The following is a 14,761-nucleotide window of genomic DNA, read 5'->3' on the forward strand; positions in this document are numbered from 1 at the left end:
GCCTAAACGAGCGAATGCCCCGCATTTGTCAGAAGATGGGATGCTTTCCCAATATCTTTCGACTTCACCAGCAGGTGGTCTCCGTCAAACGTCGAGACCACGAATATTCCTATTTCATTGGCCGATAAGGGTTCAATCACTGACAGGACGATACCCGTCTCATCAAAGGCAAATGGACCCTGAAATTTGAAGCAGGCCCAACCGGCATCAACCTGCGCATCCTGCGGGATACGCTCCTGCCGGCAGACGACAGAAAGTTCGTCATCAGTCCGGCTGATGCTGACAAACCCGCCGCCATCGGCCCATGCCGGAATGGCTGCATCCGCGTGAAGCCTGGCCACGCCGTAGGCCCCATCCAATAGTTTTAACGTTACGCGCGCTGCCATGCAGTTGTTACCTTCCCAAAAAAAGCAGTGACCTCTTGTCAAAGCCGAATGGCCGTCTCCTCTTTCGCCGTCTTGATGACGACCATGGTGAAAAAGCGTGCGACATTGTGCTGGTCACGGAACAGCCTGTCGCACAGGGCGTCGAATTCTTCCATGTCGCGCAGGCGCAACATCAGCACGACATCGCTTGCGCCTGTCACGGCATAGGCGTGCGACACGGCCTCTTCGGCACTGGCAACATCCAGAAAGCGGCGCATATGCTGCTCGCCATGCAGTTTCAGCTCCACCGTCACAAGAGCCTTGATCACACGCCCGGCCTTTGCGGGATTGAGGATCGCGACGATGCGGTCGATCACGCCCGATTTGCGCAATCTTTGCAGGCGGCGCAGGCAGCTGGAAGGAGACAGCCCAACCTCATCGGCCATATCTACATTGGTGCGCGACGCATCGCCCTGCAAGAGGTTGAGAAGTTTCCGGTCGATCCGATCCATGCCGGCAGCATATCTCCCGCAAACATATTTGCAATAAAATTGCACAAAGATGCAATCTTTGACCACAAATGCGAATGGGTTCAGCCTAGTGGATGGGGACAACCTTCGAGGAGCCTCACATGCCCATTTTCGTCACCATCTGGCAGAAAACCCGGGAAACGCTTGATATCTACTGGGTGCTGGTGCGGATCACCGTTCCGATTGCCATCCTCACCGAGCTTTTGTCGAGAATGGGTGCGATCGAGGCTGTGGCGCCGGCCTTCGCGCCTGTCATGAACCTCGTAGGACTACCGCCGGAGCTCGGTCTCGCCTGGTTGACAGCGATGCTCGTCGGCATTTGGGGCGCCGTTCCGCTTATCTTCACGCTTGTTCCCGCATCTTCGCTCAGTGTCGCGGATATCACGGTCTTTTCGGCGCTTATCCTGTTCGCGCACGGCCTGCCCATCGAGCAGAAGATCATCGAAAAGGCAGGGCCCGGCATGCTCGTCACCACGGCGCTGCGTATCGGGGGAGGATTGCTCTACGCCTTTGTTCTGCATCAGGTTCTGGAAGCAACGGGGTGGTTGTCTGCGCCGGTGAACCCTGCCTGGATTGCCATGAGCGCCACGCCGGAGTGGGCGGAGTATTTCCTGGGTCTCGGTAAAACCATGATCTGGATGTTTGTCATCCTTCTTGTGCTGTCACTCGGCCTCGAAATCCTCAGACTGACCGGGCTTCTGGCTCTGATGATGAAGGCGCTTTCGCCCCTGCTGCGGCTTGCCGGCATTCGCGGCGAGGCCGAACATCTCACCGCCATCGGGTTGTTTCTGGGGATTTCCTACGGCGCCGGTTTTCTCATTCGCGAAGCGCAATCCGGGGCGATCTCGCCGCGTCAGGTCTTCCTGTCCTGCGTATTCATGGGTTTTGCTCACAGCGTGATCGAAGACACTCTTGTGGTGATGTCGCTCGGGGCCGATGTTTACGGCGTTCTGGTCGGCCGGCTTGTTTTCGCCATCGCAGCAACCGCCGCTATTGCCGCCCTGCTTCACCGCCTGTCCGACGAGGTGTTTTTCCAGCGGATGTTCAGGCTACAGAGTACGTAGGCGGATCAACGTCTGGCTTTACCGATTACACACTGCCGATCTCATCTGAAAAGCAAATGCAAAAAGGGGGCCTCACGGCCCCCGATTTTGCATCCAATTCGAAAAATCCGGCTCAGAACTCTGTCCAGTCCTGATCCTTCGCGGCAGGTGCTTCGGCAGCGCCGCCGAAGGCGCGGGCGAGGCTCTGGCCCAGCGCCCGGGCCGGTGAGGCCACAGGCCTTGCCGTTGCGGAGGCCGATTTTACCGGAGCCTTGCGGACCGGTGCGGCAGGTGCCGGCTGGAAGGCAGGCTTGGCCGAAGACTGGCGCGGTGCAGAATATCCACCGGCACTCGCAACGGCAGCGCGTGCGCCGCCCACCCGGAACTGGCCGAGCAGGCTGTTCAGCGCTTCCGCTTCGCGGGCGAGCGAATGGCTGGCGGCGGTCTGCTGTTCCACCATGGCGGCATTCTGCTGCGTGCCCTGGTCCATGGTGTTTACGGCCGTGTTGATTTCCTGAAGGCCGGTCGCCTGTTCGCGTGACGCGACGACGATGGCGCTGACATGGGCGTTGATCTCTTCGACTTCCGAAACGATGAGTTCCAGCGCCTTGCCGGTCTCGTCGACGAGGCTCACGCCGTTTTCCACCTGCCGGCTGGAAGCGCTGATCAGCGTCTTGATTTCCTTGGCGGCATTGGCAGAACGCTGGGCGAGTTCACGCACTTCCTGCGCGACGACCGCAAAGCCCTTGCCGGCATCACCGGCGCGAGCGGCCTCCACGCCAGCATTCAGCGCCAAAAGGTTGGTCTGGAAGGCGATATCGTCGATGACGCCGATGATGTTGCCGATTTCACCCGAGGATTTTTCGATCTCGCGCATGGCGGCGACCGCCTTGCGGACCACGGTGCCTGATTTTTCCGCGCCGGTGCGGGCACGCTGGACCAGATTGCCGGCGTCTTCCGCGCCGCGCGCACTATCACGCACCGTGGTTGTGACTTCTTCCAGTGCGGCAGCGGTTTCTTCGATGGAGGCAGCCTGCTGTTCGGTGCGGCGCGACAGGTCGTCGGCAGCCGACAGCATTTCCGAGGCGCCGGCATTGATCGCGGCGGCGTTCTCGCCGACCGTGCGCAGGGCCTGCTGGAGCTTTTCGACGGCGCTGTTGAAATTCACACGAACCGGATCAATGGCGGGCGCAAAAGGCGTTTCAATGCGATAGGAAAGATCGCCATCCGCGAGAGCGGCAAGGCCCTTGCCAAGCTCGGCACTGGCAAAGGCGCTGGCGGCTTCGTCCTTGGCCCGTTCTTCCTCGTTGCGGCGGCGTTCAGTCTCCGTCGCGGAACGCATGCGATCGGTCTCACCGGCAAGGCGGGATTTTTCCAGCCCGGCTTCCTTGAAGACCAGAACGGCCTTCGCCATCTTGCCGACTTCGTCTCCACGATCCGTGGCCGGAACTTCCGTCTCCAGATCGCCATCGGCAAGCCGGCTCATTGCCGCCGTCATGCCGACGATCGGCGTGACGATCGAGCGCGACAGTGCCCAGATGAGGGCAACGGCCAGAAGACCGGCAACAGCACCGCCGCCCAGAAGCGCATATTTCAGGTTCAGCGCTGCTGCCTGCTGTTCAGCCGCATAGGCGGTGGACAGGCCGTTCAGCTGTTCCTTGATCTTGGCGGCAGAGGCGCGGAAGCCGTCAAGCTGGCCCTTGGCCTGATTGCGGCCGATCTCGATGATTTCGGAAATCGGCGCTTCCGTGGTCTTGCGGGCAGCGATCTGCGGTTCGGCTAGTTCCTTGAAGAACACAGTGGCGGATTTCTGCATGTCATCGATGGAATTCAGGACATCCGGCTGGCCGGCTGCAAGTGTGCGGGCTTCGTCCAGCTTCTTCAGCATGATGTCGCGCTGGGCGAAAACGTCATTATAGGTGCTGTCGCTGCGAAACAGCAGGAAGCCGCGCTGGTTGACGGCCTGTTCCAGCATGGCGGCCGTCGCGCCATCCACCGCCTGGATGATATCCTTGGTCCGGTTGTTGTCGATTGTGACACGCTCGCTCCCCAGCGTCTGCCAGAATACGACCGCGGAGGCGAGCAGGCACACGCTCATCAAGGCACAGAAGGTAGCTATGAGCTTCAGGTTGATAGGGAGATTTTTCAGCGACATCGCAAACTCTCTCGGCGACCCGATGCCTCGAAGCCAGCGTCTGCGCTGCAACGGTCGCAATTTTGTGGATAGGAGGAGATGCCGTCATGGCAGGTTCCGGTGGCCGCACGGGCCTTGGGCACAAAGTGCAATACAAGCCTTTATATTGGATTAATCGAACATTCTGACTTTGCGGTGCAACACAAACATGGCCGGGAGCAGCGGCATTCAGGGCCGTTTCAGCGATAAATCGCTTGCATCGGCGGGGTTTGGCGGTCATTGAACGGGACCATGTCCAAAACATCTGAAAATGAACGGCTTGACCAGCTTCTTGTGTCGCTCGGCCACTTTGCCAGCCGCTCGCGTGCGCGCGACGCGGTTTCGCGCGGCACCGTGAGCGTGAACGGTAAAATCGTCACCAAACCGAGCCAGACCGTCGCTGCAAACGTCAAGATCACGATCACCGATCCGGCGCAGGCTTACGTCTCGCGCGCTGCCCTCAAACTTGCGGCCGCGCTTGATTATTTCAAGCTCGATCCGAAAGGCCTTGAGTGTCTTGATGTCGGCGCATCCACTGGCGGTTTCACCGAGGTTCTGCTTCATCGCGGCGCAAAACATGTCGTCGCCATCGATGTCGGCCACGGGCAGATTCATCCAAGGATCGAGAACGATCCGCGTGTCACCAGCCTGGAAGGGCTGAATGCGCGTTTCCTCACCTCTGACGATATCGATGACCGACCCATCGGCTTCATCGTTTCGGACGTGTCCTTCATTTCGCTGAAGCTTGCGCTTGCCCCGGCCCTTGAGCTTGCTGCGCCGGGTGCTCTGGCGGTTCTGCTGGTCAAACCGCAATTCGAGGCGGGGCGTGATGCCATCAGCAAGGCCGGGCTTCTGAAGGAGCCGGAAACCGCGCCCGCAGTTGCCGCCGAGCTGGAACGCTGGCTGACCGAGGACATGGGCTGGAAAAGCCTCGGGCTTATTCCCTCGCCGATTTCCGGCGGCGACGGCAATATCGAATTTCTTCTCGGAGGCGAAAAGCCATGAGCACACAGACCGTCACCATCAAGAGCCTTGGTGCACAGGGCGACGGCATCGCGCACTGTCCCGACGGCCCGGTCTATGTGCCCTTCGCCCTGCCCGGCGAGACGGTGGCCATCGCCAAAGTGAAGGACCACGGCACGGTCATGTCGGTTGCGGAAGCTTCGGCGGACCGCCGTGAACCCGCCTGCCGCCACTTCGGTCCTGATGGCGTCAACGGCACCTGCGGCGGCTGTTCGCTGCAGCATCTGGCCGACCAGCCCTACCATGCCTTCAAGCGGGAGCTGGTGGTTTCGGCGCTGAAATCGAAGGGCCTGACGCCTGATGTGGACGATCTCGTCATCTGTCGCCCCGGCGAGCGCCGCCGCGCGGTGTTTGCCGCCCGCAGGACGGAAAAGGGCCTGCTGCTGGGCTTCAGCCAGGCGAGCAGCCATCACATCGTCGCCATCGAGGAATGTCCCGTCACCTCGCCCGGCATTGTCTCGCGCCTCGACGCCATCCGCGCCATCGGGCTTTCGATGACGGCGAATGCCGAGCCGTTCCGCATGACCGTTCTCGAAACGCTTTCCGGTCTGGATATTTCCGTCGAGGGTATCAAGTCGGTCAACGACAAGCAGCGGCGGATGCTGACGGAAACAGTGCTTGCCATGCGTGGCATCGCCCGTGTCTCGCTTTCAGGTGAAATCCTGATCGAACCGCAAAAACCGATCATCGAATTCGGCGGCGTTCCGGTCTCACCGCCCGCCGGCGGTTTCACGCAGGCGACGAAACAGGCCGAGGACGCCATGGCGGAACTGGTGCTTGCCCATATCGGCAAATCCAAGCGCATTGCCGACCTGTTCTGCGGTTCCGGCACATTTGCGCTCAGACTGGCGCGCATTGGCAAGGTGCATGCGGTGGAGGCCGAAGACAAGGCGTTGAAGGCCTTGGATTTCGCTGCCCGCAATACGCAGGGCCTGAAACCGGTCAGCGTCGAAAAACGCGATCTTTTCCGCCGGCCGTTGATGACCAGCGAATTGAAGAATTACGATGCCGTCGTGTTCGATCCGCCGCGCGCCGGGGCGGAAGTCCAGTGCAAGGAACTGGCCCGCAGCACGGTGAAAAAAATCGTTGCTGTCAGCTGCAATCCGCTGACGCTGGCGCGCGATCTCGCGCTTCTGGTTGAGGGCGGCTATCGCGTCACCCGCGTCACACCGGTCGACCAGTTCCTGTGGTCGCCGCATGTGGAAGCGGTGGCGGTTCTGGAGAAATAAGCAATCGGGGCGGAGAGCCGCTCACACGAAGCTGACGCAACGATCCCATATGCCCGCAATCACCACTGCCCTCATTCCTGTGCTTGTCACAGGAATCCAGCCGACGCGCGTCTGCGCGGCGAGAGAAGTCCTTTCAGCCCAAAGACTTGGGCTGGCTGGATTCCTGTGACAAGCACAGGAATGAGGGCCGAGGGTGACTCTTACCAGGCCGTATCGACCGTGCCGTTGCCCACCACGCCCGAGCAGCGGCACGAACCACCGACGCGGCCCCGTTCCAGCGGGCAGATATAGGGGCGGCGGCGATTGGCGCTTTCCGGCGGGGTGATGACGCAGACGAAACGCGCGCGGCGCTGGTGACTGCGGCTGTTGCCGGAATTATAGTCCGGGCTATCGTCATCGCTTGACTGCGCCAGAATGACGTTGCTGCTCGAAACCGGCAAGCGTGTGATCGCTGCTGCCTCCGCAACAGTTGCGGCGGAGAGAAAGACGGACAGGGCGAAAACGAGGTAACGCATGCGGGTGGCCTTCGGACGGAGAGTTTGTGAGATCCGTTTCTGCCGGACCGGTTTGGTGGACGATATATAATCCGTATTTAAAAGCACAGAGGCTTCCAAATTCCACGATGCCGCTCGTTTCTTCTCCCCGCCGGGAGAAGGTGGCCCGAAGGGTCGGATGAAGGGGCGACGGTAGAGATTTACGGGGAGCTTGCTCCCTCATCCCGCTGCCGAGGACTTCTCCCCGGCGGGGAGAAGAAACAAGCGGCGGGCTTCCCGATTCCCGCACTCAGCGGCGCATGAATGCCTCGAAGGCGGCGCGGGCTTCGGCACTTTGCAATTGCGCGATGAAATAGCGGGCTTCTTCGTCGATGCGGGCCAGCACATCTTCCGGCTTGCCACGAACCAGATCGCGGGCGATCTTCAACGCCTGTTGCGGCTTGGAGGCGAGCCGCGTCGCGAGCGCCAGCGTTTCAGTTTCCACATGTTCAGGGGAAACGACTTTCCAGATCATCCCGGCCTGCAACGCCTGTTCGGCGGAAAAGCCCTCGCCCATGGCAAGCAGCGCAAAGGCGCGCTGGTGGCCGATGAGTTTTGGCGCAAGCAGGCTGGAGGCGGCCTCCGGCACCAGCGCCAGATCCACGAATGGCGTCTTGAACAGGCTGCGATTGGAAGCAACGGTCAGATCACAATGCAGGTTCAGCGTCGTGCCGATGCCGATGGCCAGCCCATCAACGCCCGAAACCAGCGGTTTTTCGAACGTCGCCAGCGCCTTCAGAAGATCGAGCACCGCAAGCTTACCCTTTGCGCCCGACATGGCGAAGGCAAGGAAATCGGCCATGTCGTTGCCGGCGGAGAAGCAGCCTTCCGTGCCGAGAAAGGCAACGACGCGGATGTCCCGGTCGGCATTGGCGGCGTGCAGAGCTTCGGCCATGCGCAGATACATGGCATCGGTGATGGCGTTTTTCTTTTCCGGCCGGTTGAAACGGATGGTCAGCACCTCAGGCGCATGGCCGACCCGTTCGACAAGAATATGTTCGTCCGACATCTGCAGCTCCTCAAGCCAATACGGTGCGGGCGGCGGCAAGGCTTGCCGCGCCACCGATAACGCGATCCTTCAGCGCCGCCGTTTCCGCCAGCAGGTTTTCCGCCGCAAAACGGCAAAGTGCGGCGCGATGTGCGCCCCTGCCATCATCGACGGAAACCAATGCACCCTTGGCAAGATAGGCACCGGTGAGCGCCAGACCGAAGAGGCGCTGATAGGGCGTCGCGCCGGCGAGTGCGGTTTCGGTTTCGCCCGCCTTGATGCGGTCCAGCAGCCACTCGGTCGTCGTTTCCAGATCGTTGAGGCTGGCTTCGAGATAACGGGCGGTCTCGCCGAGATCGTCACGGTTCGAAGCGGCTGTCCGGGCGGCGATCTCACGCAGTTCGGCGATGAAACCGCGCACCTGCCCGCCCTCGGAGAGCGGCAGCTTGCGCAACACCAGATCGATGGCCTGAATGCCGTTGGTGCCTTCGTAGATCGGGGCGATGCGGGCATCACGCAGGTAACGCGCAGCCCCCGTCTCCTCGATGAAGCCCATGCCGCCATGCACCTGAATTCCCATGGAGGCGACATCCACACCGGCATCGGTGGAGAAGGACTTGGCGATCGGGGTGAGCAGAGCAGCGCGCTCCTGCCAGTGAGAACGCTGCGGCCCGTCTTCGCTCGCATGCGCCATGTCTATGGCATGGGCGCAGCTGAAGGAAATCGCCCGCGATCCTTGCGTCAGCGCCTTCATCGTCAGCAGCGTTCTGGCAATGTCAGGATGTTCGATGATCGGGCTCATGCCGGAGCCCTGCCAGCCGGGCGCCTTGCCCTGCGTGCGCTCCTTCGCGTATTCGATTGCCTTCTGGGTCGCCGCCTCGCAGATCGCCACGCCCTGCATGCCGACGGCAAGGCGGGCATTGTTCATCATCGTGAACATGCAGGCGAGGCCCTTGTTCTCCTCACCGATCAACCAGCCGAGAGCGCCCTTCTCTTCCCCGAATTTGCCGTCGCCGAAGATCATCGTGCAGGTGGGCGAGCCGTGAATGCCGAGCTTGTGTTCCAGTGAATGGCAGAAAAGATCGTTGCGGTTACCCGGTGCGCCATTGTCATCAGGCAGGAATTTCGGCACGAGGAACAGCGAAATGCCGCGCGTGCCGGCCGGTGCATCCGGCAGGCGGGCAAGAACGAGGTGGATGATATTATCAGCCGCGTCATGTTCGCCCCAGGTGATGAAAATCTTCTGCCCGAAGATGCGATAGGTGCCGTCGCCATTGCGCTCGGCCTTAGTCTTCAACACGCCAAGGTCCGAACCCGCATGCGGTTCGGTGAGGTTCATCGTGCCGGTCCATTCACCGGAGACGAGCTTGGGAAGATAGGTGCGTTTCAGATCATTGCTGCCGTGGGTGACGATGGCTTCCACCGCGCCCATGGTGAGCGTGGGCGCCAATGCAAAGGCCATGGAGCCGGAGTTCCACATTTCGAGTGCTGCGACATTCAGCATATGCGGCAGGTTCTGGCCGCCAAACTCCTCAGGCGCCGTCAGGCTGTTCCAGCCGGCTTCGGCCCAGCGGCGGTAAAGATCGGCCCAGCCATCCGGCGTCGTGACCTTGCCATCGGCAAGCTTCGCGCCCTGGCGGTCGCCGATTTCGGCAAGCGGCGCGACCTCGGCGGTGGCGAACCGGCCGGCTTCCTGGAGAATGGCATCCACCAGATCTTCCCCGAGATCACCCAGCACACCCTTTGCCAGCGCATCTTCAAGACCCGCTACATGTTTGAGTGTAAAGGCGATATCATCCACCGGCGCGCTATACATGCTGCCTCCTCCCGAAGCTTTTGTATCCTGCTACTGCCTTCGGGCTAAATGATTTTTACGTAAACGTCAATTTGAAAATTCCCGTCATTTCAGCGGGATTGTTATAAAACTGTCATATGAATTTGCTCAGCATGCGCTGAAAGGCGCCGTGCCGCCACTGCCGCTCCCACACCAGAACGACGGACGCCTTCCCTCCTCCCATCCAGCCGGTCAGGACTGCCACGATGGATCTCGTAACGCCCAATATTCCCGGCCTTGTCTGGGCCTATCAGTTCCACCCCGGCACAGCGCCGTGCCGCCGGCTGGCGCCCGATGCGCGCTTTCACGAAGTGGCCGAGTGCGAAGGTTTCTTCTGGCTGCATCTCAATCTCGCCGACCAGCGGGTGGCGGCTTTTCTCGAAACCATCGACGGTCTCGATCCAGCGGCGCGGGCAAGCCTCACCACCCATGAGACGCACCCTTCCATCGTGGTCGATGAAAAATCGCTCTATGGCACATTGGTCGATTTCCAGCGGGAATTCGACAAGGAAACGCGCGATTTCGGCTGGCTGCATTTTGCGGTGAGCGATCGTTTCATCATCACCACCCGCCTGCAGCCGCTGCATTCGGTGGACCGATTGAAAGCGGCGGTCGACAAGAATTCCAGCCGCTACCTCACCCCATCGCATGTCTTCGAGGGGCTGGTGGCGGAATTCCAGCGCTCGCTCATCAATCTGGTGATGGAGACGACGGAAGAACTGAACGCCATCGAGGACATGGTCTATGACAGCGAGAACCGCGACGAGCGACGGCGGCTCGCCCCGCTGCGCCGCACGGTGGTTCGCCTGCACCGGCATCTGCGCACCGTGCTGACCCTGATGCGACGCGCTTCGGCCGCCGATGAGGACGAAATGCCTGACGGTTTCGAAGATGTCGCCTCACGCCTGATGGGTCGCCTCGAAGCGGTGGATCACGACGTCTATGCCCTGCAGGAACGCGCAAGGCTGCTGCACGAAGAAATCGATTCCAAACTTTCGTCCGAAACCAACCGGCACCTTTACATCCTGTCGCTGATGACGGCCTTCCTGCTGCCGCCATCGCTGGTGACAGGCTTTTTCGGCATGAATACGGATGAGTTGCCGTTTACAGTCGGCACCGGCGGCACGTTGTCGGCCGGCGTCTTTATCGTGATTTCGGTCGTGCTTGCCTGGTTCGTGCTCAAACGGGCACGGATCCTGTAATAAAAAAGCCGCCCGGTGATGACCGGACGGCTCTATCAATTTCAGCCTGGCATTCTATCAGCTGTAAGGCGAATAGCAGGGCTGGCGCGGGCCGTGGTAAGGCTGGAACGTGTTGCTATAGGCATCGTAGGAACGATAACGGCCATAGCACCAGTTCACGTGCGCCTGGCTCATGCCGCCACGGCGGACCGGGCGGTATTCGCGATAGACCGGGCGCGGACGATATTCCGGCACCGGACGGTAGACTTCACGCGGCTGCGAAAGAGCGCCGCCGATGATCGCGCCCGTCGCAAAGGCTGCGAGCGGGAACCAGTAACCGTCATGGTGACGATAGCCCGGGCGATAATCGCGATAACCGCGATGGCCGCCATACCAGCCGCGACGGTCACCCCAATCGCCGCGACCACCACGATCGCGCCAATATTGCACATTCACGATATTGCCGGCGTCGCTGCCTGTAGCCTCGACGCTTTTCGGCGCCATCGGCAACGGCATTGCTGCTTCTGCGGGAACGATCGCTCCTGCAACCACGATCGCAGAAAGACCGACAGCCAAGATATTCTTCATATAGTTTCTCATCTGACTTCCTCCATTCACGACGGTCAACAGGCCGCTCTCCGTGAATAATAGCACTTTTTTCTTCTCATTCGGCCAGTTTTTCGGTCTGGCTGGAACATTACTGGTTGCAGGCTAGGCGTTTTCGCCTGAACCCAGCATTAACGCTCCATTCACGCTTCGGTTACCCGATCCGGCAGCGGCAAAACAAAAGCCCGGATAAAAATCCGGGCTTTCGAAAATCCTGTCAGCGGCTGTACGGCGATACGCATATGCGGCGCGGACCGCTGTTCGGCTGGTAGCTATTGTCGTAAGCGCGGTAGGACCGCCAGCGGTTCTGACACCAGGAGACATGGCTGCCGCCATAGGTCGGACGCGGCTGCTGCATGGCGCCGCCGATGATCGCACCGGCCGCAAAGGCTGCCAGCGGGAACCAGTAACCGTTATGATAACGATAGCCCGGGCGGCGATCGCGATAGCCGCGGTGGCCGTTGTAATATCCGTCACTCGGCGGGCGGGGGCGATACATGCGGTCCCCATACCTGCGGTCGTTTCGGCGGTCCCATTCGCGGTACTGCACCGGCACGACATTATTGTCGGCGGATATCGCCGGCTTCGGCATCGGCACAGGCGCCTGGAAGGCCTGCGACGGCGTGAAGCTGGTGAGGAAAACGACAATCGCCGTGGCGACGCTCGTTGTCCGGAAATTCATCATGGTCTTCCTCCGTTTGCTCTGGCGCGTTAAACCGCGCCCTTTAACCGCTCGCTCTCATCGGAGGTAAGGGTCAGCCCCATGGAACACCCGAAAAGAATTCGATGACGTGCAAACGAGTTTAGGGAAATTTGGTTCCATGACAACCATCCGGTGAAGGATAGGGAAGATGACACGCTATTGGCGTCAGGCTTCCACCTTCACATCGGTCAAGGGCCGTGAACAGCAGGCGAGAATATAACCTTCCTCGATCTCGTCATCGAGAATGCCGCCATTGTGGTTCATCTCCACCTCGCCGGACAGCTTCAGCACCCGGCAGGTGCCGCAGATACCCGATTCGCAGGCCGCGCCGATGCGTACGCCAGCGGCGCGCGCCGTCATCAGAACCGTCTGGCCGGGCTGGCAGGCCATCTCTTTTCCGGAAAGCGTGAAGCCCACCATCGACAGCGCCTCACCGTCCACATCGGTGAGAACGCTCTCGCCGACCGTGACCGGGGCTGCGGGTGAGAAGCTTTCCTGATGGTAACGGCTCATGTCGAAGCCGGACGCGTCGAGCATGGAGCGGACGGCGGCCATGAACGGCTCCGGCCCGCAGCAGAATACGGTGCGCTCCATGAAGTCAGGAGATAGAAGCGCGATCTTGGCCTTGTCGACCATGCCCTTCAGGCCGGACCAGAGATCGGTGCGGCCGCAGTTCTCGACGATGAAACCGAGCGACAGCTTCGGCATGAAGCGGGCGAGATATTCAAGCTCGTGGCGGAAGACGATATCGGACGGCGAGCGCGAGCAGTTGATGAAGGCGATGTCGCTCTGCGGCGCACGGTCGCTCATGTCGCGCACCATCGACATCATCGGCGTGACGCCGGAGCCTGCCGAGATGAACAGATATTTGTCACCGGGGTGGCGCACATAGGAGAAATCGCCGAGCGGGCCGAGCGCCCGGATTTTCATGCCGGGCCTCAGATTATCGAACATCCAGCGCGTGCCGATGCTGTTGGCCTGCGCCTTGACCGTGACCGAAAGCGCATAGGGCCGTGACGGGCTGGAGGACAGGGTGTAGGTGCGATAGAGCGGCTCCTTGCCCACCGGCAGTTCCAGCGTGACGAACTGACCCGGCAGATACCGGAACCAGTTCTGATCTTCGGAGCGGAACAGGAATGTCATTACATCCTGTGTTTCGGGCGTCACCGAAATGCACTCCAGCAGCTGGAGCTTGTCGCTCCACGGCTTCATCTCGTCTATGTGCTTGTAGGTCACAACCATATTCATCTTCGCGTTACGCTACTGCCGAAAGCCGGGCCTTGTCGCCGGAAAGCCGGTCGATCATGAAATCGGAATACCAGTTGACGAACTGCATCACACCGCCCTCGTCTTCCATGGAATAAGGCCCAGGCTGGTAAGCAGGCGACCGGATGCCGAAGGCGTTTTCCTCGACGATGCGGCGGTCCTGATCGTTGGTTTCGTTCCAGACGTGGGTCAGGTCTTCCAGATCGTAGTCGACGCCTTCCACCGCGTCCTTGTGCACCAGCCATTTGGTGGTGACCATGGTCTCATTGGCATTGAGCGGCAGCACCCGGAAGGAAATGGTGTGGTCGCCGAGGAAGTGGTTCCAGGTCGTCGGATAATGGAACAGCAGCAACGCGCCGATATGGCTGATGCTGACATCCTCGGACAGCGGCCGGCGCACGGCGCGTTTGCCCGACATGGTATAGCTTTCCGCCTCGCCGATCAGCGGCATGCGGGCGACGCGGAACTGGCCCTGCGGATCGATCTTGAAACGGCTCGGCAGGCCGGCGGCCTCGCAGCGCGCCCAGTGACCGCCGATCTCGGGATCGCTGGCGCCGCCATCCGTTCCCGTCACACTCGGGTTTTCGGGGTAAGTGCGGCAAAGTTCCGGGTGGTTGGCGGCGCAATGGTAGCACTCGCGGTTGTTTTCCCAGACCAGCTTCCAGTTGCCCTTTTCGATGATCGTGCTTTCATGCGCGACCTTGGCCTCCCAGATGCGGTGCGGGGCCATGTAGCTTTCGACTTCGGCCCGCATGGGCGCGAAATCCGCCGGCTGGTCGGCAAGGCAGATGAAGACGTAACCGGCAACGGTCTGGCAGGCGACCGGCTTCAGGCCGAATTCCGCCTTGTCGAACTCCTCGCCCATATGACGCGCGAACAGGAGCTTGCCATCCAGATCGTAGGTCCACTGGTGATAGGGACAGACGAGACGGGCGGACTGGCCCTTATGGGCGGAGCAGACGCGGGAACCACGATGGCGACAGGAATTGTGAAGGGCGCGGATCTCGCCGTCGCGTCCACGGACGATGACGACGGAATAGGAACCGACCTGCACGGTGAAATAATTGCCGGATTTGGGCACTTCGCAATCATGGCCGACAAACAGCCAGTCGCGATACCAGATGGTTTCCATATCCAGCTTGAAATAATCCTGGTCCGTGTAGAAGGGCTGTTCCAGGCTGAAGCCCTCGCGGCGGTTCTTCAGCTGGCGCAATACGGTATCACGCAATTCCATGGCCAAATCCTCGATCAAACCGCCCTGCCCGGCACCATTTACCGGGCTGCGGA

The 14,761-nt window shown here is 60.7% G+C and carries 14 protein-coding genes; 4 read left to right on the plus strand and 10 right to left on the minus strand.

The features are described from left to right. Positions 1 to 2: 2 nt before the first annotated feature. Positions 3 to 386, minus strand: a complete 384-nt coding sequence (locus ACQZ5F_RS09870; protein WP_052817388.1) for an ACT domain-containing protein — start codon at positions 384 to 386, stop codon at positions 3 to 5. 38 nt (positions 387 to 424) lie between these two features. After that, the gene (locus tag ACQZ5F_RS09875; RefSeq protein ID WP_046798478.1) at positions 425 to 877 is read right to left on the minus strand and encodes an Lrp/AsnC family transcriptional regulator; all 453 of its coding nucleotides are present in this window, start codon (positions 875 to 877) and stop codon (positions 425 to 427) included. A gap of 119 nt (positions 878 to 996) precedes the next feature. Between ACQZ5F_RS09875 and ACQZ5F_RS09880 the strand changes: the two genes are divergently transcribed. Next, on the plus strand, positions 997 to 1,959 hold the full coding sequence (locus tag ACQZ5F_RS09880; protein ID WP_225339409.1) for a nucleoside recognition domain-containing protein: 963 nt from the start codon (positions 997 to 999) through the stop codon (positions 1,957 to 1,959). Positions 1,960 to 2,071: 112 nt separating this feature from the next. Here ACQZ5F_RS09880 and ACQZ5F_RS09885 read toward each other — a convergent pair whose 3' ends face one another. Then, positions 2,072 to 4,093: a methyl-accepting chemotaxis protein gene (locus ACQZ5F_RS09885; RefSeq protein WP_046798476.1), complete on the minus strand. Its 2,022-nt coding sequence runs from the start codon at positions 4,091 to 4,093 to the stop codon at positions 2,072 to 2,074. 270 nt (positions 4,094 to 4,363) lie between these two features. Between ACQZ5F_RS09885 and ACQZ5F_RS09890 the strand changes: the two genes are divergently transcribed. After that, a complete protein-coding gene (locus tag ACQZ5F_RS09890) occupies positions 4,364 to 5,116 on the plus strand; it encodes a TlyA family RNA methyltransferase (protein ID WP_225339410.1) in 753 nt (250 codons plus the stop codon). Then, on the plus strand, positions 5,113 to 6,363 hold the full coding sequence (locus ACQZ5F_RS09895) for a class I SAM-dependent RNA methyltransferase (protein ID WP_225339411.1): 1,251 nt from the start codon (positions 5,113 to 5,115) through the stop codon (positions 6,361 to 6,363). Before ACQZ5F_RS09890 ends, ACQZ5F_RS09895 begins: the two co-directional genes overlap by 4 nt. A 200-nt stretch (positions 6,364 to 6,563) precedes the next feature. Here the strand turns inward: ACQZ5F_RS09895 and ACQZ5F_RS09900 are convergent, their stop codons facing one another. The 3 genes from ACQZ5F_RS09900 to ACQZ5F_RS09910 form a co-directional block, all read right to left on the minus strand. Further along, a complete protein-coding gene (locus ACQZ5F_RS09900; protein WP_052817863.1) occupies positions 6,564 to 6,878 on the minus strand; it encodes a hypothetical protein in 315 nt (104 codons plus the stop codon). Positions 6,879 to 7,146: 268 nt separating this feature from the next. Next, positions 7,147 to 7,905, minus strand: a complete 759-nt coding sequence (locus tag ACQZ5F_RS09905; protein WP_225339412.1) for a crotonase/enoyl-CoA hydratase family protein — start codon at positions 7,903 to 7,905, stop codon at positions 7,147 to 7,149. 10 nt (positions 7,906 to 7,915) lie between these two features. After that, positions 7,916 to 9,700: an acyl-CoA dehydrogenase gene (locus tag ACQZ5F_RS09910; protein WP_225339413.1), complete on the minus strand. Its 1,785-nt coding sequence runs from the start codon at positions 9,698 to 9,700 to the stop codon at positions 7,916 to 7,918. Positions 9,701 to 9,924: 224 nt separating this feature from the next. On the opposite strand from ACQZ5F_RS09910, the gene ACQZ5F_RS09915 reads away from it, so the two are divergent. Beyond that, entirely contained in the window at positions 9,925 to 10,920 is a 996-nt protein-coding gene (locus ACQZ5F_RS09915) for a transporter (RefSeq protein WP_046798471.1), read from the plus strand. Positions 10,921 to 10,977: 57 nt separating this feature from the next. Here the strand turns inward: ACQZ5F_RS09915 and ACQZ5F_RS09920 are convergent, their stop codons facing one another. The 4 genes from ACQZ5F_RS09920 to ACQZ5F_RS09935 all read right to left on the minus strand — a co-directional run bounded on the left by ACQZ5F_RS09920 (position 10,978) and on the right by ACQZ5F_RS09935 (position 14,708). Then, positions 10,978 to 11,499, minus strand: a complete 522-nt coding sequence (locus ACQZ5F_RS09920; protein ID WP_046800723.1) for a BA14K family protein — start codon at positions 11,497 to 11,499, stop codon at positions 10,978 to 10,980. Between the two features lie 223 nt (positions 11,500 to 11,722). Further along, positions 11,723 to 12,190 carry a BA14K family protein gene (locus ACQZ5F_RS09925; protein WP_448730482.1) on the minus strand — a complete coding sequence of 156 codons (468 nt, stop codon included), beginning with the start codon at positions 12,188 to 12,190 and terminating at the stop codon, positions 11,723 to 11,725. A gap of 183 nt (positions 12,191 to 12,373) precedes the next feature. Then, complete coding sequence (locus ACQZ5F_RS09930; RefSeq protein ID WP_046800721.1) at positions 12,374 to 13,456, minus strand: FAD-binding oxidoreductase; 1,083 nt, start codon at positions 13,454 to 13,456, stop codon at positions 12,374 to 12,376. 7 nt (positions 13,457 to 13,463) lie between these two features. Beyond that, the gene (locus tag ACQZ5F_RS09935; RefSeq protein ID WP_052817861.1) at positions 13,464 to 14,708 is read right to left on the minus strand and encodes an aromatic ring-hydroxylating oxygenase subunit alpha; all 1,245 of its coding nucleotides are present in this window, start codon (positions 14,706 to 14,708) and stop codon (positions 13,464 to 13,466) included. Positions 14,709 to 14,761: the final 53 nt, after the last annotated feature.

The sequence above is a fragment of the Agrobacterium sp. 22-210-1 genome, from assembly GCF_053522525.1.